Genomic DNA, 26039 nt, shown 5'->3' with positions numbered 1-26039 from the left:
AACGGCCCTACCGGGGGTAACCACCCGCACCAGGTCCGTGGTGCACTGGGGGATGCCGCCCCGCCAGGTCTCCGAGGTCCGCGTGGTCCACGGCCACCGACGCGCGTTCATCCGGGCGGGCGAGGGGCCGGCGCTGCTCCTCCTGCACGGCATCGGGAACAACTGCCAGACCTGGGCCGGCGTCATCGACCGGCTCGCCGAGACGCACACCGTCATCGCCCCCGACCTCCTCGGCCACGGCAACTCCGACAAGCCCCGGGGCGACTACTCCATCGCCGCCTACGCCAACGGGATGCGCGACCTCCTGTCCGTCCTCGACATCGAGCGGGCGACGGTCGTGGGCCATTCGCTCGGCGGCGGGATCGCGCTGCAGTTCGCCTACCAGTTCCCCGAGCGGTGCCAGCGGCTTGCGGTGGTCGGCAGCGGCGGCCTGGGCCCCGAGCTCTCGGCCGGGCTGCGCGCGGCGACCCTGCCCGGCGCGGAGCTCGTCGTCACCGCGCTGGCGGGGGTGTCCGGCCCGCTCCGGCTGGGTCTGCAGGCTGTCGAGCGGGTCGGGCGCACGGTCGGTTGGCGGCGGGTCGGTGATCTGGCCGAGGCCGCCGACGCCCTGCTCGCGCTCAAGGACGTCGAGGCCCGCCGCGCCTTCCTGCGCACCCTGCGCGGGGTCGTGGACGCCCGCGGCCAGGCGGTCACCGCGCTCGACCGGCTCTACCTCGCCGACTCGGTCCCGATGCTGGTCATCTGGGGCAGCCGCGACCCGATCGTGCCCGCGGTGCACGCGGAGACCGTCCGGTCGCTGGTCCCCAGCGCCCGGATCGAGGTGTTCGACGACGCCGGCCACTGGCCGCACCTCGACGACCCCGAGCGGTTCTGCGACGTGCTCCTGGACTGGATCGCGGGCACCGAGCCCGCCGCCCACGACCTGGACAGCTGGCGCCGCCTGCTGGCCCAGAACCGGGACGGCGTCGCGCGCCCCGTCCGGCGCTGACCGCCCGGGCTGCCTAGCGTTCGGGGCATGGAGCACTGGGACGTCGTCGTCGTGGGTGGCGGGCCGGCCGGCGCCGCCTGCGCCACCGCGGCCCGTCGCGCCGACCCGGAGGCATGCGTGCTGGTGCTCGACCGCGCCGACTTCCCGCGCGACAAGGTCTGCGGCGACGGCATCGCCCCCGAGGCGCTCGACGTCCTGACCGGCCTCGGCCTCGACGCCGCCGCGCTGACCGAGGGCTACGCCGTCGTGCCCCGGCTGCGGCTGCGCTCGCCCGGCGGGACGACCGTCGAGCGCACGATGCACCGCCCGGCGCGGGTCGTCCCCGCGCGGTGCTCGACGCCCGGCTGCTCGCCGCCGCGCTCGGCTCGGGCGCGCAGTTCCGGCGGCACGCCGTCCGCCGCATCGCGGTGCACCCGACGCACGTCGAGATCGACGGCGCGCTCACCGCGGGGTCGTGGTCGGGGCCGACGGCGCGGAGTCCGTCGTCCGCCGGGCGCTCGGCATCGGCCCCAACCGGCCGGACCGGCTGGCGATCGCGCTCCGCGGCTACGCCCCCGTCCCCCGGGGCTCGAGGACGTCCAGCTCATCGCCACCACCGAGCAGCGCTGGCCGGCCTACGCGTGGTCGTTCCCACTCGGCGACGGGCGGGCCAACGTGGGCTACGGAGAGCTCGTCTCCGGCGGGGTCAACCGCGCCGGCCTGCTCGACGGGCTGGCGCGGCTGCTGCCCGGCGTCGCGGCCACGGAGCTGAAGGCCCACCGGCTGCCGCTGTCGACCGGCCGGCCCCGCCACCCCGACGGCCGGGTGCTGCTCGCCGGGGACGCCGCGTCGCTGATCAACCCGCTGACCGGGAGGGCATCTTCTACGCCGTCCTCTCCGGGGCGCTGGCAGGGACGGCGGCGGTGCAGGGGCGGCGGCCGGTCAGCGGTACCGGGCGGCGCTGCGCCGTCGGCTGGGCCGGCACCTGCGGCACTCCTCGACCGCGTCGTGGGCCAGCCGGTGGCCGGCGGTGATGGACGCGGTGTTCCGGGCCGCGGCCGACGACCAGCGGGTGTTCGACGACGTCGTCGACCTGGGGCTGGCCGACGGGCGGCTGACCGTGCGCACGCTCACGTCCGCCGCCCGGCGGCTGCGCTGACCCGCGTCCCCCGGTCGGGGCAGTCCGGCGCGGGAGCAGTGGCGACTGTTCCTGTGGGTGTCGTGTCGCCGTCACGTCCCGGTCACCGCCGTCCCGGACGCTGAGCCGCGTCAGGGCCGGTCCCGGCCCTCCGCCCCGAGGAGCGCCGTGACCGCCGCCCCGCCTCGTCCCGCCGTCGTCCCGGCGTCCGGACCCGTTGCCCTCCCGCCGTCCTCCGGCCGCACCACGCCGGCCACCCAGCACCAGCGCCGGCTGCGCTACCAGGCCACGCTGGCCGGGATCCGCGCCCGCGCCGCCGTGACGCCCGCCGGCTCGGCGCCGCGGCTGCAGGTGTGCGGTGCGGCCAACCTGCTCACCGCGCTCGGCGTCCGCGTCGACGTCGTCCGGCCGGCGACGCCGTGGCCGCGCGAGCGGCAGCACCGGCTGCTCGTCGAGAACTCCGCCGGGGCGCTCGGCGACCTGGCCCTGCTGGTCGGCGTCCCCCGGACCGCCGGGGGCTGGGCCGACGTCGCCGACCGGCTGCTCCCGGTGCGGACGGCGTCCCGCGCACCGCTCCGGGACGTCACCGACGCCGTCGTCTGCCCCGTCACGATCGCCTACCGCTCGGCCACCGGCCCGCTGCTGGTCCCGCCGCGCACCCTGGACGAGGTCGTGCAGCGGCGCGACCTGGTCATCGAGGTCCGGCTCCTCCCGGCGCGCGGGAGCCGGCAGCGTGCGGCCTGAACCCGCGCCGTCCGGGCATGTCCGGCCGGTTCCCAGTGTTGGGCTCCGTAGGGTCCGCGACAGCTGGCACCGCCGCGACGCGCAGCCGCCCGACCTCCGCCCCGCCCCGACCTCCGCCGACCAAAGGCCTGTTCTCCCCTGTGAGCGTTCCCCCGCAGCACCCCGCCCGTCGCCCTGACCCCCGGCGCCGCAACCGCGCCGACGCCCGTGAAGGCTCCCCCGTGACAGGGCGCGCGACGACGACCGCGCCGCCGCGCGCGTGGAGACGCTCGCCCAGCAGAGCTGGGTCGACGGCGCCGAGCCCGAGCTCCCGGTCCGCACCACCCGCCCCGAGGACGTGGTCTTCCACCTGGGCCCGACCAACTCGGGCAAGACCTACGAATCGCTCCTCGCGCTGGAGAAGAACGGCCGTGGCGTCTACGCCGCGCCCCTGCGGCAGCTGGCCCACGAGGCCTACGCCCGGCTGTCGGCCCAGCTGCCCGCGGGCACCGTCGGCCTCTCCACCGGCGAGGAGGAGATCGACCCCGACGCCCCCATCGTCTGCTGCACCGTGGAGAAGGCGCCCATGCGCGGCGACCTGCTGGTGCTCGACGAGTCGCACTGGGTCGCCGATCCCGACCGCGGGCACCACTGGGCCCGGCTGGTGCTGACCGGCGACTACCGCGAGATGCACCTGATCTCCGCCGCCGAGGCCTACCTGCTGCTCAAGCCGCTGGTCTCGGACGCGAAGAAGATCACCGTCGTCAACCACAAGCGGCTGTCGCGGCTCGATGTGCTGCGCACCCCGGTCCGCCCGGACGGCGTCCGGTCGCAGACCCTCGTCGTGGCGTTCTCCCGCAAAGCCGTCTACGCCGTCGCCGCGGCGCTGGACCCGCAGCGGCCCGGGAAGGTCGGCGTCCTCTACGGCGCGCTGCCCCCGGCCACCCGCCGCGAGGTCATCGACCGGTTCACCCGCGGCGAGACCGAGGTGCTGGTCACCACCGACGTCATCGGCCACGGCATCAACGTCCCGGCCGCCACCGTCCTGTTCGCCGAGACCACCAAGTTCGACGGCGTCGAGCGGCGGCCGCTGCGCACCTGGGAGACCGCGCAGATCGCCGGCCGGGCCGGACGCTACGGGCTGACCGGGCACGGCAGCGTCGGCGTCCTCGCCGGGGTGACGGGCCTCCGGGCCGACGCCGGGCTGCTCAAGGCCGGCGCCGAGGTGGCCCGCGGCGACGCGATGAGCGACCTGCCCAAGCGCGCACCGCGGCTGCGTCCCGAGCTCGACGACCTCGGCGCGTTCGAGCCGGTCGACCTGCCCGAGGCGCTGACCCGCTGGATGGCCTGGGCCCGGGCGGCGACCCGCGACCACGCGATGACCGCCGACGACGTGACGAGCCTGATCGTCCGCGTGCACGCCCTGCTGCCGCTGCTGCGCGGCCCGCTCGGCGCGGCCGGCGACCTCTGGACGGTCTGGCGGCTGATCAACCTGCCCATCGACTACAACCCGCCGCGGCGCACCCGCTGGCTGGTGCTGGCCACGGCGGCGCTGCGCTCGATGGCCGGCCTCCCCGTCGCGCCGGAGACGGTGCTCGAGCCGGTACCCGCGAAGGGCACCGTCGAGGACTACGAGCAGGCCGCCGCGGCCGCGCGCGACGCCCAGACGCTGCTCCGCTCCTTCCCCGGCGTAGCCGGTCTGACCAGCGACGACGCCGCCGACGTCGAGGACGCCTGCGCCGACCGGATCACCGAGCTGCTGCCCGACGCGATCAGCCTCTCGGCGTCCGGCCGCTGCACCACCTGCGGCGCCGGCATCGCCCCTGGTTCAGCACCTGCCGCGACTGCTCGGTGCGCTCCGCCGGCCGGGGCCCCGGCCGCGACGGGCAGAGCAGCGACCGGCACAGGGGCGACCGGCACCACGACGGGCACGACCGGCAGCCGCGGTCGCCGCGCGCCGGTGGCCGGTCGACCGGCGGTGGCCGGGCGTCCGGTGGCGGCCGGGCGGCGGCGTCCGAGGGCGGACACCGGGGCCGCGGGACGTCGGCTGGCCGCACGGGCGGCCGCCCCGGCACGGGACGGGCCGGCCGCAGCCGCTGACGTGCGAGGCGGCCCTCAGTCCGCCAGACGCGCGCCGTCGGCGCCGAACAGGTGCACCGACCCGGCGCGCGGCCGCAGGTGCAGGACGTCGCCCTTCTGCGGGGGCGGCGGGCGTCGACCCGCCCGGTCAGCGGCTGCTCCTCGCCCGCGAGCACGACCCGCCCGTAGGCGTAGGCGTCGGCGCCCAGCTCCTCGACGAGGTCCACCTCCATCCGGAGCCCGGAGTCGGCGATCTCGAGGTCCTCCGGCCGGACCCCGAGCGTCACCGTGCCACCGGCACCGGCGCGGGCCGCCGGGTGGACGACGTCGCCGAAGGCCACCCCGCCGTCGACGACCGGCAGCGGGTACAGGTTCATCGCCGGGGAGCCGAGGAAGCCGGCGACGAACACGTTCGCCGGGCGGTCGTAGAGCTCGCGCGGCCGGCCCACCTGCATGAGCAGCCCGTCCTTGAGCACGCAGACCCGGTCGCCCATCGTCATCGCCTCGACCTGGTCGTGGGTGACGTACACGGTGGTGACGCCGAGGCGGCGCTGCAGCTGGGCGATCTGGGTGCGCGTCTGCACCCGCAGCTTGGCGTCGAGGTTGGACAGCGGCTCGTCCATCAGGAAGACCTGCGGCTGCCGGACGATCGCCCGGCCCATCGCGACCCGCTGCCGCTGCCCGCCGGACAGCGCCTTGGGCTTGCGGTCGAGGTAGGGCTCCAGGTCGAGCACCTTGGCCGCCTCGCGGACGCGGGCGCCGATGTCGGCCTTGGGCAGCCCGGCGATCTTCAGCGCGAAGCCCATGTTGTCGGCGACGGTCATGTGCGGGTACAGGGCGTAGTTCTGGAAGACCATGGCGATGTCGCGGTCCTTGGGCGCCATGTCGGTGACGTCGCGGTCGCCGATGAGGATGCGGCCGTCGTGGACCGGCTCGAGCCCGGCGAGCATCCGCAGCGACGTGGACTTGCCGCAGCCCGACGGGCCGACCAGGACCAGGAACTCGCCGTCCTCGACCCGGAGGTCCAGCGCGTCCACCGCCGAGCGTTCGGCGCCGCTGTAGACACAGGTCGCGCGGTCGTAGGTCACTGTCGCCATCGGGCGCCCTCCGGGCGGTCGTGAAATCGATGCGCGGCCGTCGGGCACGCATTTTCCGGTGCGGCGAAGATACCGCCGGGCACCTCCGATGGAAAGGGCGGGCGGCGGCCTCCGTCGACCATTTCCCTGATCGCGCACACCGTCGTCGCACAATGGTCGCGACGGGTGCTCTAGTGTCGTTCCACCCGGCGCGTCGGAAATGGCCGCACCGGTCGGGGAGGACAGCCTCCGCGCAGCTGGCGTCGACGAAGCAGAGGACCATGTCGGAACTGGACGAACTCGTCAATGCCTGCCTGATGCCGGGATTCGCCGGCACCACGGTTCCGGCGTGGGTGACCGACTCCCTCGACCGCGGCCTGGCCGGGGTCTGCCTCTACGGCGCGAACCTCACCGGCGGTCCGGACGGCTCGGCCGCCGGTCAGGTGCGCTCCTCGGCGAGGCCGTCGTCCGGGCCCGTCCGGACGCCCTGGTGGCGCTGGACGAGGAAGGCGGGGACGTGACCCGGCTGGAGTACCTCACCGGCAGCAGCTACCCGGGCAACCTGGCCCTCGGGGTGGTCGACGACCCGGCGGTGACCGAGGCCGTCGCGGCAGCCATCGGTGCCGACCTGCGCCGGGCCGGCGTCACGGTGGACTTCGCGCCGTCCGTGGACGTCAACAGCGACAGCCGGAACCCGGTGATCGGCGTCCGCTCGTTCGGCCCGGACCCGGACGCGGTGGCCCGGCACGGCGTCGCCTACGTCCGCGGCCTGCAGTCGGCCGGCGTCGCCGCCACCGCCAAGCACTTCCCCGGGCACGGGGCCACGACCGTCGACTCGCACCTCGGGCTGCCCACCATCGACGCGGACGCGGCCACCTTCCGCCGCCGGGAGCTGCCGCCGTTCGCCGCGGCGGTCCGGGCCGGGGTCGACCTGGTCATGACCTCGCACGTGGTGTTCTCGGCCCTCGACGCGCGACCCGCCACGCTCAGCCGCCGGCTGCTGGTCGACCTCCTGCGCACCGAGCTGGGCTTCGCGGGCGTCGTCGTCACCGATGCCCTCGACATGGCCGGTGTGCGGGCGGCGCACGGCGTGGCCGGCGCGGGGTGCGCGCGCTGGCGGCCGGGGCCGACCTGCTGCTGCTGGGCGCGGAGGACGGCGAGGAGCACTGCGCCGCCCTGCGCCAGGGCATCGGGGACGCCGTCCGTGACGGAACGGTCCCCGAGGCCCGCCTGCAGGAGGCGGCCGGGCGGGTCACCGCGCTGCGCGAGCGGCTGGCCGCCTCCGACGGCGCACCGCCGACGGCGGGCAGGGACGCCGGGCTCGCGGCGGCGCGCCGGGCCGTCCGGTACCGCGGCGCGGTCGCCCTGCCCGGCCCCGCGCTGGTGGCGGAGCTCCGCGCGGGCACGAACATGGCGGTGGGCGACGCCCGGTGGAGCCTGGCCGAGCCCCTGGAACGCCGGGGGCTGCTCAGCGCGGTGGTCCCGGTGCGGGAGGGCGAGGGCCCGGTCGAGGTCCCGGTGGACCAGCTGCTCGCCCAGGCGTCCGGCGTGCCGCTCGTCGTCGCCGTCCGGGACGCCTACCGCAGCGAGTGGCAGCGGGCCTGGCTGCGCCGCCTGACCGAGCAACGGCCCGACGCCGTCGTCGTCGCCGTGGGCATGCCGGACGACGCCGAGCTCGTGCCCGGGCCCGTCGTCCTGACGCACGGCGCCGGCCGGGTGAACACCGAGGCCGCGGCGGAGGTCCTGGCCGGGCGGGCGGCACCGTGAGCGTGCTGCTGCACCACGCCCGGGCGCTCGACGCCGGCGGGATCGCCGATGGCGCCTGGGTGCTCTTCGACGGGCGGCGGATCGCCGCCACCGGCACCGGGGAGCTCCCGCCCGCCGACCGGTCCGTCGACCTGGGCGGCGCCTGGCTGACCCCCGGGTTCCTCGACCTGCACCTGCACGGCGGCGGTGGGCACGCCGTCGACGACGGCCCGGCCGGCATCGTCGGCGCGCTCCGCGCCCATCGCGCCCACGGCACGACCCGGGCGGTGGTGAGCCTGGTCGCGAGCCCCTCGAGGTGCTGGAGATCCGCCTGGACGAGATCGCCGCGCTGGCCGGGGGCGACGAGGGAGTCCTGGGGGCGCACCTGGAAGGGCCGTTCCTCGCGCCGTCGCGGTGCGGAGCGCACGACCCCGGCATCTCCGCGACCCGGCGCCGGCGGACGTCGGCCGCCTGCTGGACGCCGCACGGGGCACGCTGCGCCAGGTCACCGTCGCGCCGGAGCTGCCCGGGGCGTTCCTGGCGATCGAGCTGCTGACCGGGGCCGGCGTCCCCGTCGCGGTGGGCCACACCGAGGCCGATCTGGCCACCACCGCCCGCGCGTTCGACGCCGGGGCCCGCCTGCTCACCCACGCGTTCAACGCGATGCCCGGGCTGCACGCCCGGGCCCCCGGGCCGGTCATGGCGGCCGTCGCGGATCCGCGGGTCACCCTGGAGGTGGTCCTCGACGGCGTGCACGTGCACCCGGCGCTGGTGGGCCTGCTCGCCGGCGCCGCACCTGGGCGGATCGCGCTGGTCAGCGACGCGATGGCGGCCGCGGGCGCCGCCGACGGCCGCTACCGCCTCGGCGGGCTGGACGTCGACGTGCGGAACGGGCGGGCCCTGCTGGCCGGCACCGGCACCCTCGCGGGCTCCACGCTCACGCTGGACACCGCGCTGCGGCTGGCCGTCACCGAGGCCGGCCTGGACCCGGTGGCGGCCGTGACGGCGCTGACGGCCACGCCCGCGCGCGTCCTGGACCTGGACGACCGGTTCGGCCGGCTGGCCCCGGGCTACGCCGCGGATGCCGTCGTCCTCGACCGGGACTGGACCGTCCGGTCGGTCTGGGCCGACGGGCAGCCGGTCGCTCCCTGACGCGCCGGCGTTCTCGGTGCACACCCTCGTCACGGGTGCCGAGGTCGAGCGGGTCGAGCCGCGCGCCCGGACATTCGGCCGGGTCATGGCGCGGCCTACCGGTCGCTGGGGCGGCTCGACGTGCCGTCGTCGCGGCGGCGGCCGGTCGCTCCCTGACGTCTCGCCGGGAGCCGGGTCAGGGCCGCTGCCAGCGCGGCTTGTGCTCGTGCGTGAAGCGGTAGTAGTCGGCCAGCCGGAGCCGCGTGGCCGCCGCCTCGTCGACGACGACGCTCACCCGCCGGTGCAGCTGCAGGGCCGACGCGGGCCACATGCTGGTCAGCGGGCCCTCCACGGCCGCCGCGACCGCGTCGGCCTTGCGCTCGCCCTGCGCGACGAGGAGCAGCTCGCGGGCCTCGAGGATGGTGGCCAGGCCCTGGGTGAGGCAGTGGGTGGGCACCTCCTCGGGCGAGGCGAAGAACCGGGCGTTGTCCGTGCGGGTCCGGGGCGCGAGCGTCTTGATGCGGGTGCGCGAGGCGAACGACGACGTCGGCTCGTTGAAGCCGATGTGCCCGTTCGTGCCGATGCCGAGGATCTGCAGGTCCACCCCGCCGGCCGCCGCGATCGCCCGGTCGTGGTCCGCGGCCGCCGCCTCGAGGTCGGCGGCGCGCCCGTCGGGCACGCGCACGCGGGCCGGGTCCAGGCCGAGGGGCGCACCACCTGCCGGTCGAGCACGGCGGCGTGGCTCTGCGGATGGTCCGCCGCGATGCCGACGTACTCGTCCAGGGCGAACCCGCTGACCCCGGACAGGTCGAGCGTCCCGGCGGCCACGCGGCGGGCGAGCTCGGCGTAGATGCCCGTCGGGGACGACCCCGTGGCCAGGCCCAGCACCGCCCGCGGCGCGCGGGCCACCAGGGCGGCGATCCGGTCGGCGCCGAAGCGGCCCACCTCGTCGGCCCCGGGCAGGATGATCACCTCCACGCGGTCACGATCCCACCGGTTCCACCGACGCCCGCCGCGCGACGGCGCCGCGGGCGGTCAGCGCCGCGCCGATCGGCGCGACCGGCACGTCGCCGGGCACCACCTGGACGCGGTCGGCGATGCGCAGGCTGCGCAGGAACGACGACCCCTCCGCCTGGCAGCGGACCTGCCGGCGGACGGCGTCCAGCAGGGGAGCGCCCACCTCGGCCACCCCGCCCCCGAGGACGACGTGCTCGACGTCGCAGGTGAGGACGAGCAACCGCACGGCCGCGGCCACGGCGTCGGTGAAGCTGTCCCGGATGCCGATGGCGACGCGATCGCCCTCGGACGCGGCGGCGAACACCTCGGCGGCGGCCGGCCGCCCGGTGCGGCTGGGCCAGGCGGCGTCGATCGCCGACCCGGACGCGTAGAGCTCCAGGCAGCCGCGCTGACCGCACGGGCACAACGGGCCGGTGGACGCGTACGGCAGGTGCCCGATCTCCCCGCCCCACCCCGGTGGCCCCGGCGCAGCTCGCCGCCCAGCAGGAGCCCCGCGGCCACCCCCGTCCCCAGCGCGAGGAAGGCCAGGTCGCCGCGCAGCCCGAGGACCCTCGCCGCCCCCACCGCCGCCACGTTCAGGTCGTTCTCCACCGTCACCGGGACGCCCTGCAGCCGGGCCGCGAGCAGCGGCGCCAGCCGCACCCCCGGTCGTGGATGTCGAGGTTGAGCGCGTGGGAGACCTCGCCGGTGACCGGGTCGACCAGCCCCGGCACCCCGGCGCCGACGCCGGTCAGGTCGGCCGGCCCGATGCCCCCGGCCGCGCACAACCGCTGCACCACCTCCGCCGCCGCGGCCACGACACCCTCGGTGCCCAGCCGGGTCGGCACCCGGACGGTGGCCCGCACGCCGGCCTCGTCGTCCAGGAGCACGCCCAGGACCTTGGTGCCGCCGATGTCCAGCCCGATCGACCACTCGCCGGCCGCGTGCCCGTCGGCGGTCACCCTTCACCGCGCCCGCGACGAGCCCGGAGCTCATCCGGTTCTGGACGAAGAGGAAGAAGACGATCACCGGGATCGTGATGAGGGTCGCGCCGGCCATGACCAGCCCCCAGTCGGTGGCCCGGTTGCCCTCGACGAGCCCCTGCAGCCACAGCGGGAGGGTCTGCTTCTCCGGATCGGACATGACGACCAGCGCGAGGGTGTACTCGTTCCACGCCTGCAGGAACCCGTACACGCCGGACGCGACGAGCCCGGGCGCCAGCAGCGGGAAGGTGATCCGGAAGAAGGCGCCGGTGCGCGACAGGCCGTCCACCATCGCGGCCTCCTCGAGCTCGATCGGGATGCCGCTGACGAATCCGCGCAGCATCCAGATGGTGAAGGGAAGAATGGCGGCCACGTAGACGATCGTCAGCCCGAGAACAGCATTCACCAGACCCCAGTTGTCGAGCACCTGGTACTGCGAGATGAACAATCCCTCCGCCGGGATCATCTGCACCACGAGAATGGTGACGATGAATGACTTCTTGCCGCGGAAACGGAATCTGCTCACCGCCAGCGCGGCGACGAATGCGAAGAGGATCGCGGCCACCAAGGTGAGCCCCGTGACCGCCAGGGAGATCTTGAAGGAGGAGTAGAACGTCGGGTCGGAGAACACCCGCCGGAAGTTGCCCAGCCCGCCCTCGAGGGGAAGAACGTGGGTTCCGACGTCCGGAGCTCGTTGGTCGGCAGGAAGGCGCTGCTGATCATCCAGTAGACGGGGAACACCCAGACCAGCGAGACGGCGACGGCCAGGACGCCCAGCAGCCGGCGGCCGGCTGTCGGCCCCGCGGCCCCGCGCCGCCCGCGGCCCACCAGCGCGGCGCTCACAGCTGCTCCTCGCGCAGCATCCGGCGGATGTAGAAGACGGTGAGCGCCAGGGTGATCACCAGCATGATCGTCGCCATGGCGCCGGCCATCGAGAACTCCTTCGCCAGCGAGTAGATGTAGGTGCCCAGCAGGTGCGTCTCCCGGGTGGGCGCCCCGGCCCGCTGGAGGACGTGGATCTGGGTGAACACCCGCAGGTCCCAGATGACCTGGAGCAGCGCCACCACGAAGAGCACCGGCTTCACCATCGGGATCGCCAGGCTCCACAGCCGCTGCCAGGCGTTGGCGCCGTCCAGCTGGGCGGCCTCCATGCACTCCTCGGGCACCTGCAGGAGCCCCGCGTACACGGTGAACGCCACGAACGGCACGCTCATCCAGACGACGATGACGGTCGCCACCCCGTAGAACGACAGCGGCTCGATGAGCCAGGAGTGGTACCGCATCGACTCCATGCCCAGCGGCTCGGCCAGCAGCCAGTTGACGACGCCGTACTGCGAGTCGAACAGCCACTGCCAGACGGTCATGGTGGCCAGGACCGGCGTGCCCCAGGCCAGCAGCATGCCCACCTGCAGGGTGACCCGGGCGGCCCGGCCGACCTTGGTCATGAGCACGGCCAGCGCGATGCCGATGGCCATCGTGAGGCCGGCGTTGACCAGGCAGAAGGCGATCGACCGCGCGATCACCGCCCAGACGTAGGAGTCCGTCAGGAGGGCGACGTAGTTGTCCAGGCCCACCCACTCCGCCGGCCGGCCGAACTGCTGGGCCAGCCCGTACTCCTGGAAGGAGATGACGAACTGGCGGACCAGCGGGTAGCCGAGCCCCACCGCGATCGCGGCGAGCGCGGGCACGAGCAGGAGGTAGGGGCCCATCCGCGACCGGAACGGGGCCCGGCGCCGCGCCGGCGGGGTCCCCGGCGCGGCAGGAGGGACGGGAACGGGTGCACGAGGGGGCGCCGGGGGCGCCACCGCGGCCGTGGACAGGCGTGGAGCGGGCATCAGGAGGCTCCGGGGAAGGGGCTCCGGGCCGGGGGTGCGGCAGCCGCACCCCCGACCGCGGAGTCGGGCGGTCAGTTGAGCGTCTCGCCGATGAGCTGGTCCGCCTTCGCCGCCGCCTCGGCGGGGTCGGCCCCGCCGGCGATCTCCTGGAAGAAGTCCTCCAGGATCCGGGCACCCTCGACGTCGGCCCACTTCTCGGCGGCCGGCGTCAGCTTCGCGTTCTCCGCGGCCGCGAGGGCCGCCTGGGCGTAGACGTCGTCCCCGAGCGCGTCGGCGTAGTCCCGGTTGCCGGGGATCAGCCCGTTCTCGGCGAGCATCGTCTGGTACTCCTCGCTGAAGATGATCCGCATCAGCTCGCGGGCCAGCTCCTGGTTGCCCGACTTCGCGGGGATCGCGATGTTCGAGCCGCCGGCGAAGACGGTCGCCGCCCCGCCGTCGGTGCCGGGCAGCGCGAAGACCCCGGTCTTCTCTTCGTTGCAGGCCTGCTGCTCGGCCAGGAGCGCCGTGGCCTCCGCCGACTCGTCCTCGGCGTCGACGCCCTTGTTGCACTCGGGCAGGTCGATGCTCCAGCGCGCCCACGTCGGCGCGGAGAACATCGCGGCCTCGCCGTTGTTGAACGGGATCCACGGCTCCTCGGAGTCGGCGTCCCGCGGTGCGCTGGTGGCGGTGGTGAACAGCTCCTGCACCTGCGCCAGGCCGGCCTGCGACTCGGGGCTGGACAGCCCGCCGACCCACTCCTCGCCGTCGGAGACGGCGAGGTCGCCGCCCGCCTCGTAGATCCAGGCGGTGCCGTTGTACCAGTCCTGGCCGGGCAGCCAGAAGCCGGAGAAGCTGGGCGCCCCGGCCGGGTTGGCGGCCTGGAGGGCGACCGCGGCGTCGGAGAACTCCGCCAGCGTCGTGGGCACCTCCACGCCCGCGGCCGCGAACATGTCCTTGTTGTAGAAGACCGCGCGGGCGCCGGAGTAGTAGGGCACCGCGTACACGGTGTCGTCAGCCGTGCCGGCCTCGACGAAGCCCGGCAGCAGCCGGTCGCCGCCGATCTCCTCGTAGAGGTCGCTGATGTCGGCGAAGGCGCCCGCGTAGGTGAACGTCGGGCTCTGGGTGTTGCCGACCTCGACCAGGTCGGGGGTCTGCCCTCGGAGGCGAGCGCCGTCTGCAGCCGGGGTACCAGGCCGCTCCAGTCCTGCTCCTCGATCACGAGGGTCGCGCCGGTCTCCTCCTCGAAGGTCTCGACGAGGTAGTCGCGCAGCTCCTGCGGGGTGTCGGTGCCGTTGAGCCAGAGGCGGATCTCCTCGTCCCCACCGCCGCCCGCCGCGGCATCCTCCCCGCCGCCGCACGCGCTCACCGCCATGAGCGCCGCGGCCATGACGGCCACTCCGCCCTTCCGTACTGTGGTCATGTTGGGGTTCCTTCCCGATGCGCGGACGGTGCCGGACAGCGCCGCCATGAGGGTGTGGGTTCTCCGACCTGCAACTGGTCGGCTCGGGGTCCTCACGAGACCCCGAGCTGACCGGAGAGCACGAGCACGGCGGCCCCGGACAGGGCGCCGTCCTCGCCGAGCGAGGTCATCCGCAGCTGCAGATCGCTGCTGATGACCGGCATGGTGCGCTCGCGGAGGGCCGCCAGCGCCGCGGAGCGCAGGGGGCCGTCCAGGAGCTCCCGGGGTCCGCTGACCACGACCTCGGAGAGATTGAGCGCGCTGACCACCGGGGCCAGCACGATGCCCAGCCGCCGGCCGACGGACGCCAGGGCGGCGTCCCGGTCCGCGGGCGCCAGGCCATCGATGCGGCGGCGGATCGAGGGAACGGACAGCACGGTCTCCAGGCAGCCGCGGCGTCCGCAGGCGCACGGCTGCGGCCGGCCGAGCGGGGCGCCGTCGATGTCGTCGCGCTCGTCGACGGCGGTGACGTGACCGAGCTCGCCGGCCGCGTGCTCGTGGCCCTGGACGAGCGCGCCGTCCAGGACGATCCCGGCGCCGACACCCCCGCCGACGGTGAGCAGGAGCAGTCCTCCGCCGTCGGCCCCGCCGTAGGTGAACTCGCCGAGCGCCGCGGTGTTCGCGTCGTTCGCCACGTGCACGGGCAGGCCGAGGGCGTCGCCGAGGTCGGCGGCGAGCGGCACGTCGTACCAGCCGCGGTTGGGCGCCTGGACGACCGTCCCCGCCGGGTCGATGACACCCGGCGACCCGACACCCACGCCGAGCACGGGGCAGGTGGCGGCGGCGACGAGGTCGCGGCAGAGGGCCAGGAGGGCGTCGACCGCCGCCTGCCCGGTCCGGCCGGCGACGGCGGCCGAGCGCCGCTCGCGCACCTTCCCGGAGAGGTCCAGCACCGCGCCGTGCATGCGCTCGTCGTCGGCGAGGTCGACCGCCACGATCTGGAAGGCGTCGGCGCGCAGGCCGATCGGCGTGCCCGGCTTGCCGACCTTGCCCTCCGCCCGGAAGTCGAGCTCGGTGACCAGCCCGTCGGCCAGCAGCGAGGCGACCAGGTCGGAGACGGTCACCCGGGTCAGCCCCGTGGCGCGGGCGAGATCCGCCCGCGAGCGCGGGCCCGAGTGGAAGAGCTGCTGCAGCACCATGGAGCGGTTGTGCGCGCGGGCGTGCTCGGGCAGCACCTTGGACGTCGGGCGCAGGAGGCGCCGCTGGTGCTGGGTGTCCGTGCCGGCCGTCACATTTGTTAGGACACCGTCCTTACAAACACCTGTCAAGGGGTCGGCCCCGCCGTGACCCCATCGTGACCTGCGGGCGACCACCGCGTGGCCGTCCTCGCCGTACGAGCGCCGACCCCGTGCGGGGACATGAGGCCGGCGGCCCGACGGTGAGGTTGCCGGGGTCGTCGCTGCGGTCTCCCGTGCGCGCGGGCCCCCGTATCCGCACGGCCGCTGGCATCCTCCTGCCGGTACTGCCGAGACCGAGGAGAGACGACATGGCGGATCCGAGCTGACTGCCCGACCCGAGCCGGATGCACGAGCTCCGGTACTGGAACGGCAGTACCTGGACCGAGCACGTCTCCGACCAGGGGAGGACGGGGCAGGACCCCTCCCCGCCGAGCTCCCGCCGCCGTCCGCGGCCGCTCCCCGCCGCCCGTGCCGCCGCCCGCCGGACCGCCCGCCGGCGGAAAGGTGAGCTGGAAGGACCGGCTCAAGCAGGTCGCCGACCAGGGCAAGGCGATCGCCGACCAGGGCAAGCAGAAGCTTGCCGAGCAGAACGCCAGGCGCACCGAGCAGTGGGCCAACGACCCGAACACCCTGTGGTTCGGCGAGAGCAGGAACGCCGCCACCAGCGCGGCCGGCGTCTCGAAGGCCCGATACCGGATCACCAGGGACCGCGTCTGGATCGAGAGCGGCCTGCTGGGCACCCGCACCGAGAGCGTGCCGCTGTGGGCGGTCAACGACATGGACGTCCGGCAGGCGGTCTGGCAGCGGGGCAACGACATCGGCGACGTCGTCCTCAACCTGGAGGACCCGACGTACGGCGCGACGACGGACATGTTCAGCGTCAGCGGCACCGTGGAGGGGACGACGACGGGCCAGGTCGTGCTCGACGACGTCGAGGGCCCCTACGCGGTCATGGACCTGCTCGCCCCGCTGATCAGCGAGGCCCGGCAGAAGAAGACCGTCGAGCGGCAGTCGCAGTACCTGCACGTGAACCCCGGCATGGCGGGGCTGCGTTCGGCGCCCCGGCGGCTCCCCGCCCGCGGCCGAGCCGCAGCCCGACCTCGCCGACCAGCTGCGCAAGCTGGCCGACCTGCGCGACGCGGGGATCCTCACCGACGAGGAGTTCGCCGCCCAGAAGGCCAGGTTGCTCGCCTGACCCGACCCTCTCCCGCGCGATAGGTTGCATCCGATAGGACAACGCGTCGGAGGAGGGGCCCCGGAGTGACCGTGCGCATCGCCGTGCTCGACGACTACCAGGGCGTGGCCCTCCGCCACGGCGCCTGGGAGAGCCTGCCCCCGAGGTCGAGGTCACCCCGTTCCGGGACCACATCGCCGATCCCGACCGATTGGTCCGCGCGCTCGAGGGCTTCGACGTCGTGGTCGCGATGCGCGAGCGCACACCCCTGCCCGCCACGGTGCTGGAGCAGCTGCCACAGCTGCGCCTGCTGGTCACGACCGGCATGCAGAACGCGTCGATCGACATGACCGCCGCCGCGGGACGGGGCATCACCGTCTGCGGGACGCAGAGCGACGCCTCGGGCCCGGCCGAGCTCACCTGGGGACTGATCCTGGCCCTCGCCCGGCACCTCGTCCCGGAGGACGCCGCCACGCGGTCCGGTCGCTGGCAGCAGACCGTGGGCACGGGGTTGCGGGGTCGCACCCTGGGGCTGATCGGGCTCGGCCGGATCGGCGGTCTGGTGGGCCACGTCGGCCTCGCCTTCGGCATGCGCGTGCTGGCCTGGAGCCAGCACCTCACGGCGGAACGGGCGGCCGAGGTCGGCGCCGAGCTCGTCGGCAAGGACCGGCTGCTCGCGGAGTCCGACGTCGTCTCGCTGCACCTGCGGCTCAGCGACCGCACCCGCGCCATCGTCGGCGCCGCCGAGCTGTCCGCCATGAGGCCGGGCGCCGTCCTGGTCAACACCAGCCGCGCCGGGCTGGTCGACCAGGCCGCGCTGATCGACGCGCTCTCCAGCGGCGGCATCGCCGGCGCCGGGCTCGACGTGTACGAGGAGGAACCGGTCGGGACCGGCGCGGCGATCCTCGCCGCTCCGAACACGGTGCTCACCCCGCACCTGGGTTACGTCACCGACGCGACCTACGACGTGTTCTTCGGCCAGGCCGTGGAGGACGTCGCCGGCTTCCTCGCCGGCAGCCCGGTCCGCGTGCTGGCCGCACCGGAACCGCCCCGGTGAGCCGCAGCGATCAGGCCGGGACGTCCGTGGTCGGCCGGTGACCGAACAGCAGGCTGGTCTCCCGGGCGCACCGCAGGAGCGGGGCAGCACCCGCTGCTCGACGTCCTGGTGCGACAGGCGGTGGCCGTGCGCGGAGATGTTCAGCGCGGCGACGCAGCGGCCACCCACCCCGAACACCGGCGCCGACACCGACGTCAGCCCCTCCTCGAGCTCGTGCTCCACCAGCGACCAGCCCTGCTCGCGGACCTTCTTCAGCTCCGCGCGCAGCGCCTCCTTGTCGGTGAGCGTGAACGGGGTGACGCGCTCGAGGTCGGCCTCGGCCAGGTACGCCTCGACGACCTCGTCGTCCTGGAAGGCCAGGATCGCCCGCCCGATGGAGGACGCCGACGCCGGCACTCGCCCGCCGACGTACACCGCGACCGTGACGAGTCGCCGCGAGGTGCGGGCGACACAGACGACGTCGCTGCCTTCCAGGACCCCGGCGAGGCAGTTCTCCTCCACCTCGTCGCTGAGCCGCTCCATCAGGGGAACGCCGCGTCCCACGGGTGCACCGAGGAGAGGTAGGCGTACCCCAGCTCGAGCACCCGCGGCGACAGCGAGAACTTGCGGCCGTCGGAGCGGACGTAGCCCAGGTGCTCGAGCGTCATCAGGAACCGGCGGGCCGCCCCCGGGTCAGGTGCGTGCGCTCGGCCACCTCCGTCAGCGTCATGCTCGGGTGCTTGGGCGTGAAGCTCTTGATCACGTCCAGTGCCCGCTGCACCGACTGCACGTACTCCGTCGGCCGTTCCCGCTCAGCCACCGGCGGTCCCCGGCCGGGGCAGGTCGCGATGAGCTCGGCACCGCGGACCGGGCGTCCGGCCCCCGACCAGCCGGGTGCGCTCGAGCACGAACCGGACATCGGGGCCTCCGCGATCGCTGCCGTCGGGCGCGTGCGCGCCCAGGGAATGCACTTCTACGGGCAGATCCTAGGGATCACCCCGTCCCGGACCGGCGGCGGACCGAGGAGTCCGCACCTGGCCCCGGACCCGGCCGTCGTACCCGGACCGGTGCCGCCGGTCGCCCTGGCGGCGGTCGCGGACCTCGCGATGGGCTCGGCCGTGCGGACCGCCGTGGGGCCGGGCCGGCGGCTGGGCACGGTGAGCATGACCCTCCACCACATCGCGACCGAGGTCCGCGCCCCGGTGGTCCCGGAGGCCCGGGTGGTCTGGCTGGACGACGAGCAGCGGCACGCCCTGGCCCGCGTCGACTGCACCGACGCCTCCGGCGCGCTGGTGGCCGCCGGGCAGGGCTGGTTCATGGCGCTGCCCGTGCCCGAGGGGTGCACCTGCGGCTGCTCCCGTGGGAGCTCGACGACCTCCCCCGGTGCCGCCGCTCTCCGCGGACGACCTGGACCCGCAGGAACGGGCAGCGGTCGAGGCGACGATCCAGGCCGCGGAGCGGGCCCGCGCGCGCGGGACCTCCGTCGGCGAGGAGCTCACCGCACCGCACTGGGACACCGGGGCCCCGGAGGGCACCGCCCGCGGCACCCTGCGCATCGGGCCGGAGCTGACCAACCGCGTGGGACACCTGCAGGGCGGGGCGCTGTACGGGATCGGGCTGGCGGCCGCGGACCGGGCGGTGCAGACCACCGGGGACCCGCTCGATCCGGCCGACGGTTCCTGGCAGTTCCTGCGCCCCGGTGACGGCACCGACCTCGTCGTGGAGGCCACCGTCGCGCGCCGCGGCCGGGAGGCGGCCTTCGCCACCGTGACCCTGACCGTCGACGGGCGCGCCGTGGGTGCCGGCCAGTTCGCCTTCCGACGCGGGGCCTCCGCCTGAGGACTCCCTGGACAGGGCTGCCGTCAGCCGCGGTTCAGTCGTTGGAGTAGGTGCCGACGACGCGGGCCTGGTTGATCACGTGCGCACCGATGCGGTCCAGCACCTCCCTCGCGGGAAGGCCCTCCGGCAGGCCGAGGTCCTCGTCGAGCGCGTAGAGGTGGAAGAAGTAGTGGTGGGTGCCGTGTCCCGGCGGAGGCGACGCCGGACGCCACCCCGGTTCGCCCCGGCTGTTGAGGCCCTGCCGGTACTGCGCACCGCCGCCCTGCTGGATGGACGTGGCATCGGCGGGGATGCCGTAGAGGACCCAGTGCACGAAGCCGCCGACGAGCGGCGCATCGGGGTCGTCCACGACCAGCACGAAGGAGCGGGTCCCCTCGGGCACACCGGACCAGGAGAGCTCCGGGGACACCCCCTCGCCGTTGGCGGAGTGCGCGTCGGGCAGGCGCCCGCCGTGCGAGAACGCGGGGCTCGTGACGACGAGCTCTCCGAGGTTGAGCTTCATGTGACCTCCTCGTGGACGGGACGAACGGGACGCGACCCGGCCGGGACACGCGTGCCTCCGGCGAGGCCGCAGCGCTGTCGAGCAGCGTCGCAGGGAACGCGGGATCCCGCGGGTCCGCTCACAGCCTGCTCACCGCGGCGCAGGCGTCGGCGAACCCCTCCCACTGCGGGGAGAAGGGAACCGGGGCGGGCACCTGCACGGTGGTGACCAGGCCCGCCCATCGTCGCGCCAGCGCCGGGGCGAGCTCCTGGTAGGTGCCGGTCGTGCAGAACTCGTCCAGCACCTCGTCGGGCACCACCGCGGCGAGGTCGCCCCAGCGCTCCTGCCGCACCAGCTCCCGCAGCTCCGCGCGCAGCCCGCCCCAGCCGTGGTGCTCCAGCACCGGCAGGTAGGCCAGCGTGGAGCCGTAGAAGGCGACCCGGGCCCGGGCCCGCTCGCGGGCCTGCTCGGCGTCGGCCGCCGTCGCGCCGGTGGCGACGAAGCCGCCGCCGTAGACCTCGAAGCCCGTGCCGAGGTCGCGCCCGGCGCACGCAGCGCCGGCCTCCAGCCGCGGCCGGACGACGTCGCGCACGTATCCGGGCGTGCTGAACACGTGCAGGCGGACGCCGTCGCACAGCTCGCCGGCGAGCTCCAGGTTGTAGGGGTTGACGGCGGCGATGTCGACGGCGATCGGCCCGTGCGGGGCCGGCCCCGGGCTGAACTCCGGAGTCATGAGGTCCAGCGAGTAGAAGGGCCCCCAGTGCGCCAGCGGCTCGCCGGTGTGCCAGCTGCGCCAGACGGCGCGCAGCGCCTGCACGTAGTCGCGCAGGCGGGGCCCCGGCGAGTCCCACGCCACACCGAAGCGGTGCTCCATGTGCCGTTTCACCTGCGTGCCCAGACCGAGCCGGAACCGGCCCCGGTCTGGTCGTGCAGCATCCGCGCGCCGTAGGCCACCACCATCGGGCTGCGCGGGAAGGCGATCGTGACGGCCGTGGCGAGCCCGATCCGCTCGGTGGTGACCGCCGCCATCGCCATGGTGAGCAGCGGGTCCCGCGAGTTCTCGGAGTCGCACACCCCACCCGCGCCGGCCCGTTCCAGCTCGGCGGCGGTGAGGGCGACCTCGCTGGTCGGCGTGGTCCGCAGGCTGGCCTCAAGTCGCACGGCGGCCCTCCGCGGGGCGGCCGGTCGAGCGGGTCACCACGGCACTCCGGACTTCAGGAGCTGGCGGGCGACGGTGACCCGGTGGATCTCCGACGCCCCCTCGACGATGCGCCAGATCCGGACCAGCCGGTAGTAGTACTCGATGGGCAGGTCCTTGCCCAGGCCGAGCGCACCGTGGCCCTGCAGGCACTGGTCGGCCACGCGCTGCATGAGCTCGGTACCCAGTACCTTCGCCGTCGAGGACTCGTAGCGGATGTCGGTCTGCCCGGCGTCGAGCTTGCGGGCTGCGTCCATCGTCACCAGCCGCAGGGCGTGCAGGCCCATCGCACCGTCGGCGATCCAGTTCTGGACCGTCTGCCGCGAGGCCAGGGGTTCACCGAAGGTCACCCGCTCCTTGGCGTGCGCCATGAGCATGTCCAGCAGCCGGGCGGTGGCCCCGGAGCAACGCGCGGCGATCTCCAGGCGGCGGATGGCCAGCCGGTTCTGCATCGGGATGAACGCCTGCCCCACGTCGCCCAGCACCTGGGCGTCGTCGACCTGGACGTCGTCGAAACGCACCTCGCAGGGCCGGTAGTTGGAGATGGTCGGCAGCCGTCGCTCGACGACGACGCCCGGTGTCCCCCGGTCGACCAAGAAGGACGTCATGCCGCCGCGACTGCCCTTCTCCGGATCGGTGACGGCGACGACGATCAGGAAGTCGGCCCAGTCGGCCTTGCCGATCCACTTCTTCCGGCCGTTGAGCACCCACCGGCCGTTCGTGCGCTCGGCGCGGGTGCTGATGCCCGAGATGTCCGAACCCGCCCCGGGCTCGGTGATCCCGACGCCGGAGGTGATCTCCCCCGGGCGTAGGGCTCGAGGTAGCGGGCGCGCTGGTCGTCGTCCACCGCACTGCTGAGCCAGTGCAGGTTCGGCGACTCCGGCGGCAGGATGAACGGGACGACGGTCTTGCTCATCTCCTCGGTCACCAGCAGCTTCGCCAGCGAGCCGTGCCCCTGGCCGCCGAACTCGGTGGGCACGTCGATGCCCCACAGTCCGCGGTCGCGAGCGCTGTCCAGCAGCCGCTGGTACGTCTCCGCGGGCAGGTCGCCGGCCGGGTCGAACTGGTAGGAGCGGCCGGGCTCGGCCTGGAACGGCTCCGTGCGCTGGCTCGCCTGCAGTTCGAGCCGGATGGCCTCGGGCTCCAGCGGCCAGAGCTCCTCCTGGACGAAGGCGCGGACCCGGTCGCGCAGCGCGAGCAGCTCGGCGGGGATGTCGGTTCCGGTCATGGTGTCTCCGGTCGGTCGGGGGGTCAGGGCAGGCGGCGGGCGAGGACCGAGCGGACCGGCTGGTCGGCCCAGCCGAACACCGCGTCGGCGAAGGTCGACGTGCGCACGCCCAGCCCGCCGCGGCCGAAGCAGTCGGCCACCTTCTCCAGCAGCTCGTCGTCGGTCAGCGGGGTCTCGGCGCTGCCGCGGAGGACCTCCGTGCGGCGATGCACCGTCCGCCCGTCGGTCAGGTGCACGGTCACCTCGGCGAACCGGGGGAATGCCGGCCCGTCGTCCTCCGTCGGCGTGACCCGTGGCAGGAACTGCTGGATCTGCGGGCGGCGCACCTGCTCGTCGTCGAAGCTGCGCAGCTTGACCTCGCCGTCCAGCAGCGCCGCCGCCACGGCGAACTGCATGCTGAACTTCGCCTGCAGCCCCGTGGACGGCCGGTCGTGGAGGAGCGGGGCCAGACCGCCGCGATTGGCCCGCACCTCGACGCGCTCGACGTCGGCGAGCGTGAGCCCCAGCTCGCCGCGGAGGTCCAGCAGGGTGTCGATGGTGCGGTGCGTCGCGTAGCACAGCGGGTACTTCTTCACGTCGATGCCGCTGGCGACCAGCTCACCCGGGGCCTGTCCGAGCGAGGCCAGCTCGTCGTGCAGCGACGCCGCGGCGTCCGGGGTGGAGTACAGGCGGAGGAAGCCGCCGGTGCCGCCGTCGAGCGCCTCCGGTGCGGCGGTCATCCCTCCCCGGCCAGCGCCACCGACCGCAGCGCGGCCACGCCGCACGCGCCGGCCTGGAACGACTTGGCCATCGTGCCGAAGTTCTGGCGGGTCCCGGCGGCCTGGGCCACGGAGAGCCCGAGCGCGTCGCGGACGGCGTCGCGGGGCAGCCCGGTGAGGTGCGCGACCGCCGCCGTCGCTCCCAGCAGGCCGATGGTGGTCGTGGAGTGCCAGCCCCGGGCGTAGTGGTCCAGCGCGCAGGCCCGGGACAGCTTGACGATCACCTCGAAGCCCACCGCGTAGGCGGCGCTCAGCCGCCGCCCGTCAGCACCGATGGCCTCCGCCGCCGCGACCAGCGGCGGCAGCAGGGCGATGCTGGGATGGCCGCGCATCGGGCTGTTCACGTCGTCGTAGTCCAGGACGTGCCCGACCGCACCGTTCACCAGGGCGGCGTGCTCGGTCGTCGCCGTCCCGGTCCCCGCCCACAGGCTGGCCGGGCCGGTCGAGCCGGTCGCGTAGCCGCGCAGGACCGCGTCCACCGGGTCCCCGGACGCCGCGACGGCGACGGCGAAGGTGTCGAGGAACGCGCGGGCGACCGCGTGCACGGTCTCCTCCGCGGTCGCCGCCGGATCGACGGTGACGACGAAGTCGGCGATGCGCTCGCTCGCGGTCGGTGCGCCGGTCATGCGAGCACCCCCTCGGCCCGCAGCCGGGCGATCTCGGCGTCGTCGAGCTCGAGGACCTCCCGGCAGATCTCCTCGGTGTGCTGGCCGAGCATCGGAGCCGGGCGGGTGAGCGTGGCCGGCGTGCCGGTCAGCTGGAACGGCGGCGCGTTGTACAGCGTCTCCCCATCTCCGGGTGCTCGAGCCGCACCCAGTGCCCCCGGGCCTGCAGGTGCGGATCCCGCTCCACGACGTCGGCCGCGTCCTGCACCACTCCCGCAGGAACCCCGGCCTCCTGCAGCCGGGTGAACAGCTCGCCGGCGTCCCGGTCGGCGGTCGCCGCGGCCAGCAGCTCGTCGAGCGCGTCACGGTCGCGGTGCCGGGCGGCCTCGGTGGCCCACTCGGCCGGGCAGGCGTCGTCGGGCAGCCCGAGGACGGCACGCAGCGCCGGCCACTGCCGGTCCTCGGCCACGGCGATCGCGATCCACCGGTCCTCCCCGCGCAGCGGTACACCCCGTGCGGCGCGTGCCGGAGGTGGCCGTTGCCCAGCGGCTGCGGGTCGCGGCCGTTGACCGTCGCCTCCAGGAACGCCGCGCCGAGGACGGCGATGGTGGGCTCGGTCTGGGCGATGTCGAGGTACTGGCCGCGACCGGTCCGGCGGGCGTGCCGCAACGCGGCGAGCACCGCGAACGCGGAGTGGCAGGGGTTCGGGATGTGGTCGGGGTAGTTCGTGCCGGTGCCGGCCGGCTCGTGGCCGGGCAGGCCGCTGAGGTGGTGCATGCCGACCAGCGCACCGATGGTCAGGCCGTACCCCAGGAAGTCGCGCTCCGGGCCGCTGTCGCCCGACATCGACATGGCCAGGTACACCGCCCGCGGGTTGATCTCCCGCACGTCGTCGTAGCCGAGCCCGAACCTGGCCATCGTGCCGGGCGTGAAGTTGTTGGCCACGACGTCGCTGGTCGCCACGATCCGACGGGCCAGCGCGCGGCCCTCCTCCGTGCGCAGGTCGATGGTGATGCTGCGCTTGCTGGTGTTGCGGTCGGCGAAGTAGCCGCTGCGGTTGACGCCCTTGACGCCGTCCTTGAACGGCGCCGAGAGCCGGATGCCGTCGATCTTCGCGCTGCTCTCGATCTTGATGACGTCCGCGCCGTGGTCGGCCAGCATCTTGGTCGTGTACGACCCGGCGCCGACCCAGGTGAAGTCCGCGATCCGGATGCCGCTCAGCGGGAGCCGGCCCATCAGATCACCCCTCCTTCCGCAGCCCGGCCACCCGCTCGGGGGATAGCCCAACTCGTGCACGATCCCGACGCTGTGCTCACCGAGCCGAGGGGCACGGCCCGTCGACCGCCAGGGCGTCCCGGAGAGCGCGTACGGCGCGCCGGGCATGACCGCGGGCCCGCCGTCCGGGCCCTCGACCGACACGAAGTAGCCGCGATGCCGCAGCTGTGCGCTCTGCAGGATGTCCGAGGGCTTGGACACCGGGCACAGCGGAACGCGCCACTTCTGCGCGTCGCGGTAGAGCTCGGCCTTGGTCCGGCGCTCGGCGAACGGCTGGAAGACGGCGGCGAACAGGTCCCGGTTCTCCTCCGCCTCGACGAACTCCCGCTCGCCCCACTGCTCGCCGCGCAACTCGTCCACGCGCGGAGTCGACTCGCTGTCCAGCCAGGCGACCAGGTTGGGCCAGAACCGGTTGCCACCGATGCCCCCGGCGAGCAGGTAGACGTAGCCGTCCGCGCAGGGAAGACCCCGGCACCGGCCCGCCACTGCCGGCCACCGGTCCGCCGCCGGACCCGTCCCTCGAGGTCCTGGAACTGGGCGGCGTTCTCCAGCCCCATCACCACCGACTCCTGCACCGAGACGTCGACGTGCTGACCCTGCCCGGTGGTCTCGGCGGCGGTGACCGCCAGCATCGAGGCGACCGCGCCGAAGAGGTTCCCCGCGACGTAGGCCTGCTGCAGGCCGGCCTGGACCGGCGGGCCGTCGACGTAGCCGCCGAGGTACAGCAGCCCGCCCATCGCCAGGCAGACCAGGTCGCCGGCCTCGTACTCCGCGTAGGGCCCGGTCTGCCCGAACGGCGTGATGCTCGTCGTCACCAGGCCCGGGTGGTCCGCGCTGAGCTCCTCGTGCCCCAGACCCCGGGCGGCCATCCGGCCGGGGCTGTCGGTCTCGATGAGCAGGTCGGCACCGGCTGCGAGGTCGCGCAGCACCTGCTGCCCCTCGGGATGGTCCAGGTCCAGCCGCAGGCTGCGCTTGCTGGTGTTGTTGTAGAGGTAGGGCAGGCTGCGCTCGGGGTCCGGCCGGTCACCGGCGAACGGTGGCTGGTGGCGCAGCGCCGTCCCGCCGGGAGGCTCCACGAGCACGACGTCGGCACCGAGCTCGGCGAAGAGCTTCCCGCAGTAGTTGCCCATCGGCCCGGACAGGTCCAGCACGCGC

27 protein-coding genes and 6 pseudogenes are annotated in these 26039 nt (G+C 74.7%); 12 read left to right on the top strand and 21 right to left on the bottom strand.

Annotated features, from left to right (window positions below; genetic code table 11):
• Positions 1–52 precede the first annotated feature (52 nt).
• The 4 genes and pseudogenes from U6N30_RS32675 to U6N30_RS35170 form a co-directional block, all read left to right on the top strand.
• Complete coding sequence (locus U6N30_RS32675) at positions 53–988, top strand: alpha/beta fold hydrolase (protein ID WP_324275576.1); 936 nt, start codon at positions 53–55, stop codon at positions 986–988.
• Between the two features lie 27 nt (positions 989–1015).
• Positions 1016–2230, top strand: coding sequence for an NAD(P)/FAD-dependent oxidoreductase (locus U6N30_RS32670; RefSeq protein WP_324275575.1), 1215 nt, complete (start codon positions 1016–1018; stop codon positions 2228–2230).
• A gap of 43 nt (positions 2231–2273) precedes the next feature.
• Positions 2274–2849: a hypothetical protein gene (locus U6N30_RS32665; protein WP_324275574.1), complete on the top strand. Its 576-nt coding sequence runs from the start codon at positions 2274–2276 to the stop codon at positions 2847–2849.
• Positions 2850–3108: 259 nt separating this feature from the next.
• Positions 3109–3909: pseudogene (locus U6N30_RS35170) on the top strand (helicase-related protein); the annotation flags it as partial.
• 691 nt (positions 3910–4600) lie between these two features.
• On the opposite strand, the gene U6N30_RS32655 reads toward U6N30_RS35170, so the two are convergent.
• Positions 4601–6004, bottom strand: a complete 1404-nt coding sequence (locus tag U6N30_RS32655) for an ABC transporter ATP-binding protein (RefSeq protein WP_324278575.1) — start codon at positions 6002–6004, stop codon at positions 4601–4603.
• 260 nt (positions 6005–6264) lie between these two features.
• On the opposite strand from U6N30_RS32655, the gene U6N30_RS32650 reads away from it, so the two are divergent.
• The 4 genes from U6N30_RS32650 (at position 6265) to U6N30_RS32635 (ending at position 8881) form a co-directional block, all read left to right on the top strand.
• A complete protein-coding gene (locus U6N30_RS32650) occupies positions 6265–6504 on the top strand; it encodes a hypothetical protein (protein WP_324275573.1) in 240 nt (79 codons plus the stop codon).
• Complete coding sequence (locus U6N30_RS32645; RefSeq protein ID WP_324275572.1) at positions 6474–7601, top strand: glycoside hydrolase family 3 protein; 1128 nt, start codon at positions 6474–6476, stop codon at positions 7599–7601. The genes U6N30_RS32650 and U6N30_RS32645 overlap by 31 nt, the downstream gene beginning before the upstream one ends.
• A complete protein-coding gene (locus U6N30_RS32640; RefSeq protein WP_324275571.1) occupies positions 7532–7750 on the top strand; it encodes a hypothetical protein in 219 nt (72 codons plus the stop codon). The genes U6N30_RS32645 and U6N30_RS32640 overlap by 70 nt, the downstream gene beginning before the upstream one ends.
• Positions 7751–8143: 393 nt before the next feature.
• Positions 8144–8881, top strand: coding sequence for an N-acetylglucosamine-6-phosphate deacetylase (locus U6N30_RS32635; protein WP_324275570.1), 738 nt, complete (start codon positions 8144–8146; stop codon positions 8879–8881).
• 175 nt (positions 8882–9056) lie between these two features.
• On the opposite strand, the gene U6N30_RS32630 is transcribed toward U6N30_RS32635, so the two are convergent.
• The 8 genes and pseudogenes from U6N30_RS32630 to U6N30_RS32595 all read right to left on the bottom strand — a co-directional run bounded on the left by U6N30_RS32630 (position 9057) and on the right by U6N30_RS32595 (position 15344).
• Positions 9057–9545, bottom strand: a complete 489-nt coding sequence (locus U6N30_RS32630) for a glucosamine-6-phosphate deaminase (RefSeq protein ID WP_324275569.1) — start codon at positions 9543–9545, stop codon at positions 9057–9059.
• A gap of 297 nt (positions 9546–9842) precedes the next feature.
• A pseudogene (locus tag U6N30_RS32625) lies at positions 9843–10435 on the bottom strand (ROK family protein); the annotation flags it as partial.
• 35 nt (positions 10436–10470) lie between these two features.
• Entirely contained in the window at positions 10471–10818 is a 348-nt protein-coding gene (locus U6N30_RS32620) for an ROK family protein (RefSeq protein WP_324275568.1), read from the bottom strand.
• A 94-nt stretch (positions 10819–10912) separates the two neighbouring features.
• Positions 10913–11365 (bottom strand): annotated as a pseudogene (locus U6N30_RS35165) (carbohydrate ABC transporter permease); the annotation flags it as partial.
• Positions 11362–11682, bottom strand: coding sequence for a hypothetical protein (locus U6N30_RS32610; RefSeq protein WP_324275566.1), 321 nt, complete (start codon positions 11680–11682; stop codon positions 11362–11364). The pseudogene U6N30_RS35165 and the gene U6N30_RS32610, both read right to left, overlap by 4 nt.
• Positions 11679–12548, bottom strand: coding sequence for a carbohydrate ABC transporter permease (locus U6N30_RS32605; RefSeq protein WP_324275565.1), 870 nt, complete (start codon positions 12546–12548; stop codon positions 11679–11681). The genes U6N30_RS32610 and U6N30_RS32605 overlap by 4 nt, the downstream gene beginning before the upstream one ends.
• 197 nt (positions 12549–12745) lie before the next feature.
• The gene (locus U6N30_RS32600) at positions 12746–14011 is read right to left on the bottom strand and encodes an extracellular solute-binding protein (protein ID WP_324275564.1); all 1266 of its coding nucleotides are present in this window, start codon (positions 14009–14011) and stop codon (positions 12746–12748) included.
• Between the two features lie 154 nt (positions 14012–14165).
• Positions 14166–15344 carry an ROK family transcriptional regulator gene (locus tag U6N30_RS32595; protein WP_324275563.1) on the bottom strand — a complete coding sequence of 393 codons (1179 nt, stop codon included), beginning with the start codon at positions 15342–15344 and terminating at the stop codon, positions 14166–14168.
• 272 nt (positions 15345–15616) lie between these two features.
• Here U6N30_RS32595 and U6N30_RS35160 point away from each other — a divergent pair.
• The 3 genes and pseudogenes from U6N30_RS35160 to U6N30_RS32585 form a co-directional block, all read left to right on the top strand.
• Positions 15617–15685 (top strand): annotated as a pseudogene (locus U6N30_RS35160) (DUF2510 domain-containing protein); the annotation flags it as partial.
• A gap of 109 nt (positions 15686–15794) precedes the next feature.
• Complete coding sequence (locus U6N30_RS32590; RefSeq protein ID WP_324275562.1) at positions 15795–16508, top strand: PH domain-containing protein; 714 nt, start codon at positions 15795–15797, stop codon at positions 16506–16508.
• A 167-nt stretch (positions 16509–16675) separates the two neighbouring features.
• Positions 16676–17521, top strand: a complete 846-nt coding sequence (locus tag U6N30_RS32585; RefSeq protein ID WP_324275561.1) for a D-2-hydroxyacid dehydrogenase family protein — start codon at positions 16676–16678, stop codon at positions 17519–17521.
• Positions 17522–17668: 147 nt separating this feature from the next.
• Here the strand turns inward: U6N30_RS32585 and U6N30_RS35155 are convergent.
• The 3 genes and pseudogenes from U6N30_RS35155 to U6N30_RS32575 all read right to left on the bottom strand — a co-directional run.
• Positions 17669–18043, bottom strand: a pseudogene (locus U6N30_RS35155) (IclR family transcriptional regulator domain-containing protein); the annotation flags it as partial.
• Positions 18043–18168, bottom strand: coding sequence for a hypothetical protein (locus tag U6N30_RS32580; protein ID WP_324275560.1), 126 nt, complete (start codon positions 18166–18168; stop codon positions 18043–18045). The pseudogene U6N30_RS35155 and the gene U6N30_RS32580, both read right to left, overlap by 1 nt.
• Positions 18168–18419, bottom strand: a complete 252-nt coding sequence (locus U6N30_RS32575) for a helix-turn-helix domain-containing protein (RefSeq protein ID WP_324275559.1) — start codon at positions 18417–18419, stop codon at positions 18168–18170. Before U6N30_RS32575 ends, U6N30_RS32580 begins: the two co-directional genes overlap by 1 nt.
• Positions 18420–18883: 464 nt before the next feature.
• On the opposite strand from U6N30_RS32575, the gene U6N30_RS32570 reads away from it, so the two are divergent.
• A complete protein-coding gene (locus tag U6N30_RS32570) occupies positions 18884–19339 on the top strand; it encodes a PaaI family thioesterase (protein ID WP_324275558.1) in 456 nt (151 codons plus the stop codon).
• 34 nt (positions 19340–19373) lie between these two features.
• Here U6N30_RS32570 and U6N30_RS32565 read toward each other — a convergent pair whose 3' ends face one another.
• From U6N30_RS32565 to U6N30_RS35140, 9 genes and pseudogenes are all read right to left on the bottom strand, one after another.
• Entirely contained in the window at positions 19374–19841 is a 468-nt protein-coding gene (locus tag U6N30_RS32565) for a YbhB/YbcL family Raf kinase inhibitor-like protein (RefSeq protein WP_324275557.1), read from the bottom strand.
• A gap of 118 nt (positions 19842–19959) precedes the next feature.
• Entirely contained in the window at positions 19960–20706 is a 747-nt protein-coding gene (locus U6N30_RS32560) for an LLM class flavin-dependent oxidoreductase (protein ID WP_324275556.1), read from the bottom strand.
• Positions 20703–20981 carry an LLM class flavin-dependent oxidoreductase gene (locus tag U6N30_RS32555; RefSeq protein ID WP_324275555.1) on the bottom strand — a complete coding sequence of 93 codons (279 nt, stop codon included), beginning with the start codon at positions 20979–20981 and terminating at the stop codon, positions 20703–20705. Before U6N30_RS32555 ends, U6N30_RS32560 begins: the two co-directional genes overlap by 4 nt.
• 33 nt (positions 20982–21014) lie before the next feature.
• On the bottom strand, positions 21015–21761 hold the full coding sequence (locus tag U6N30_RS32550) for an acyl-CoA dehydrogenase family protein (protein WP_324278574.1): 747 nt from the start codon (positions 21759–21761) through the stop codon (positions 21015–21017).
• Positions 21671–22246, bottom strand: coding sequence for an acyl-CoA dehydrogenase family protein (locus tag U6N30_RS32545; protein ID WP_324275554.1), 576 nt, complete (start codon positions 22244–22246; stop codon positions 21671–21673). Before U6N30_RS32545 ends, U6N30_RS32550 begins: the two co-directional genes overlap by 91 nt.
• A gap of 23 nt (positions 22247–22269) precedes the next feature.
• Positions 22270–22965 (bottom strand): MmgE/PrpD family protein, encoded by a 696-nt coding sequence (locus U6N30_RS32540; protein WP_324275553.1) that lies wholly within the window; start codon positions 22963–22965, stop codon positions 22270–22272.
• Positions 22962–23630: an MmgE/PrpD family protein gene (locus tag U6N30_RS35150; RefSeq protein ID WP_422678171.1), complete on the bottom strand. Its 669-nt coding sequence runs from the start codon at positions 23628–23630 to the stop codon at positions 22962–22964. Before U6N30_RS35150 ends, U6N30_RS32540 begins: the two co-directional genes overlap by 4 nt.
• A gap of 127 nt (positions 23631–23757) precedes the next feature.
• Positions 23758–24078 carry a CoA transferase gene (locus U6N30_RS35145; RefSeq protein ID WP_422678170.1) on the bottom strand — a complete coding sequence of 107 codons (321 nt, stop codon included), beginning with the start codon at positions 24076–24078 and terminating at the stop codon, positions 23758–23760.
• Between the two features lie 47 nt (positions 24079–24125).
• Positions 24126–26014, bottom strand: a pseudogene (locus tag U6N30_RS35140) (CaiB/BaiF CoA transferase family protein); the annotation flags it as partial.
• Between the last annotated feature and the right edge of the window lie 25 nt (positions 26015–26039).

It is taken from the genome of Blastococcus brunescens (genome assembly GCF_035320885.1).
In the GTDB taxonomy this organism is placed as follows: Bacteria; Actinomycetota; Actinomycetes; order Mycobacteriales; family Geodermatophilaceae; genus Blastococcus_B; species Blastococcus_B brunescens.
Note: the sequence above shows the minus strand (reverse complement) of the source record. Positions and strands in the feature narration are given on the sequence as shown.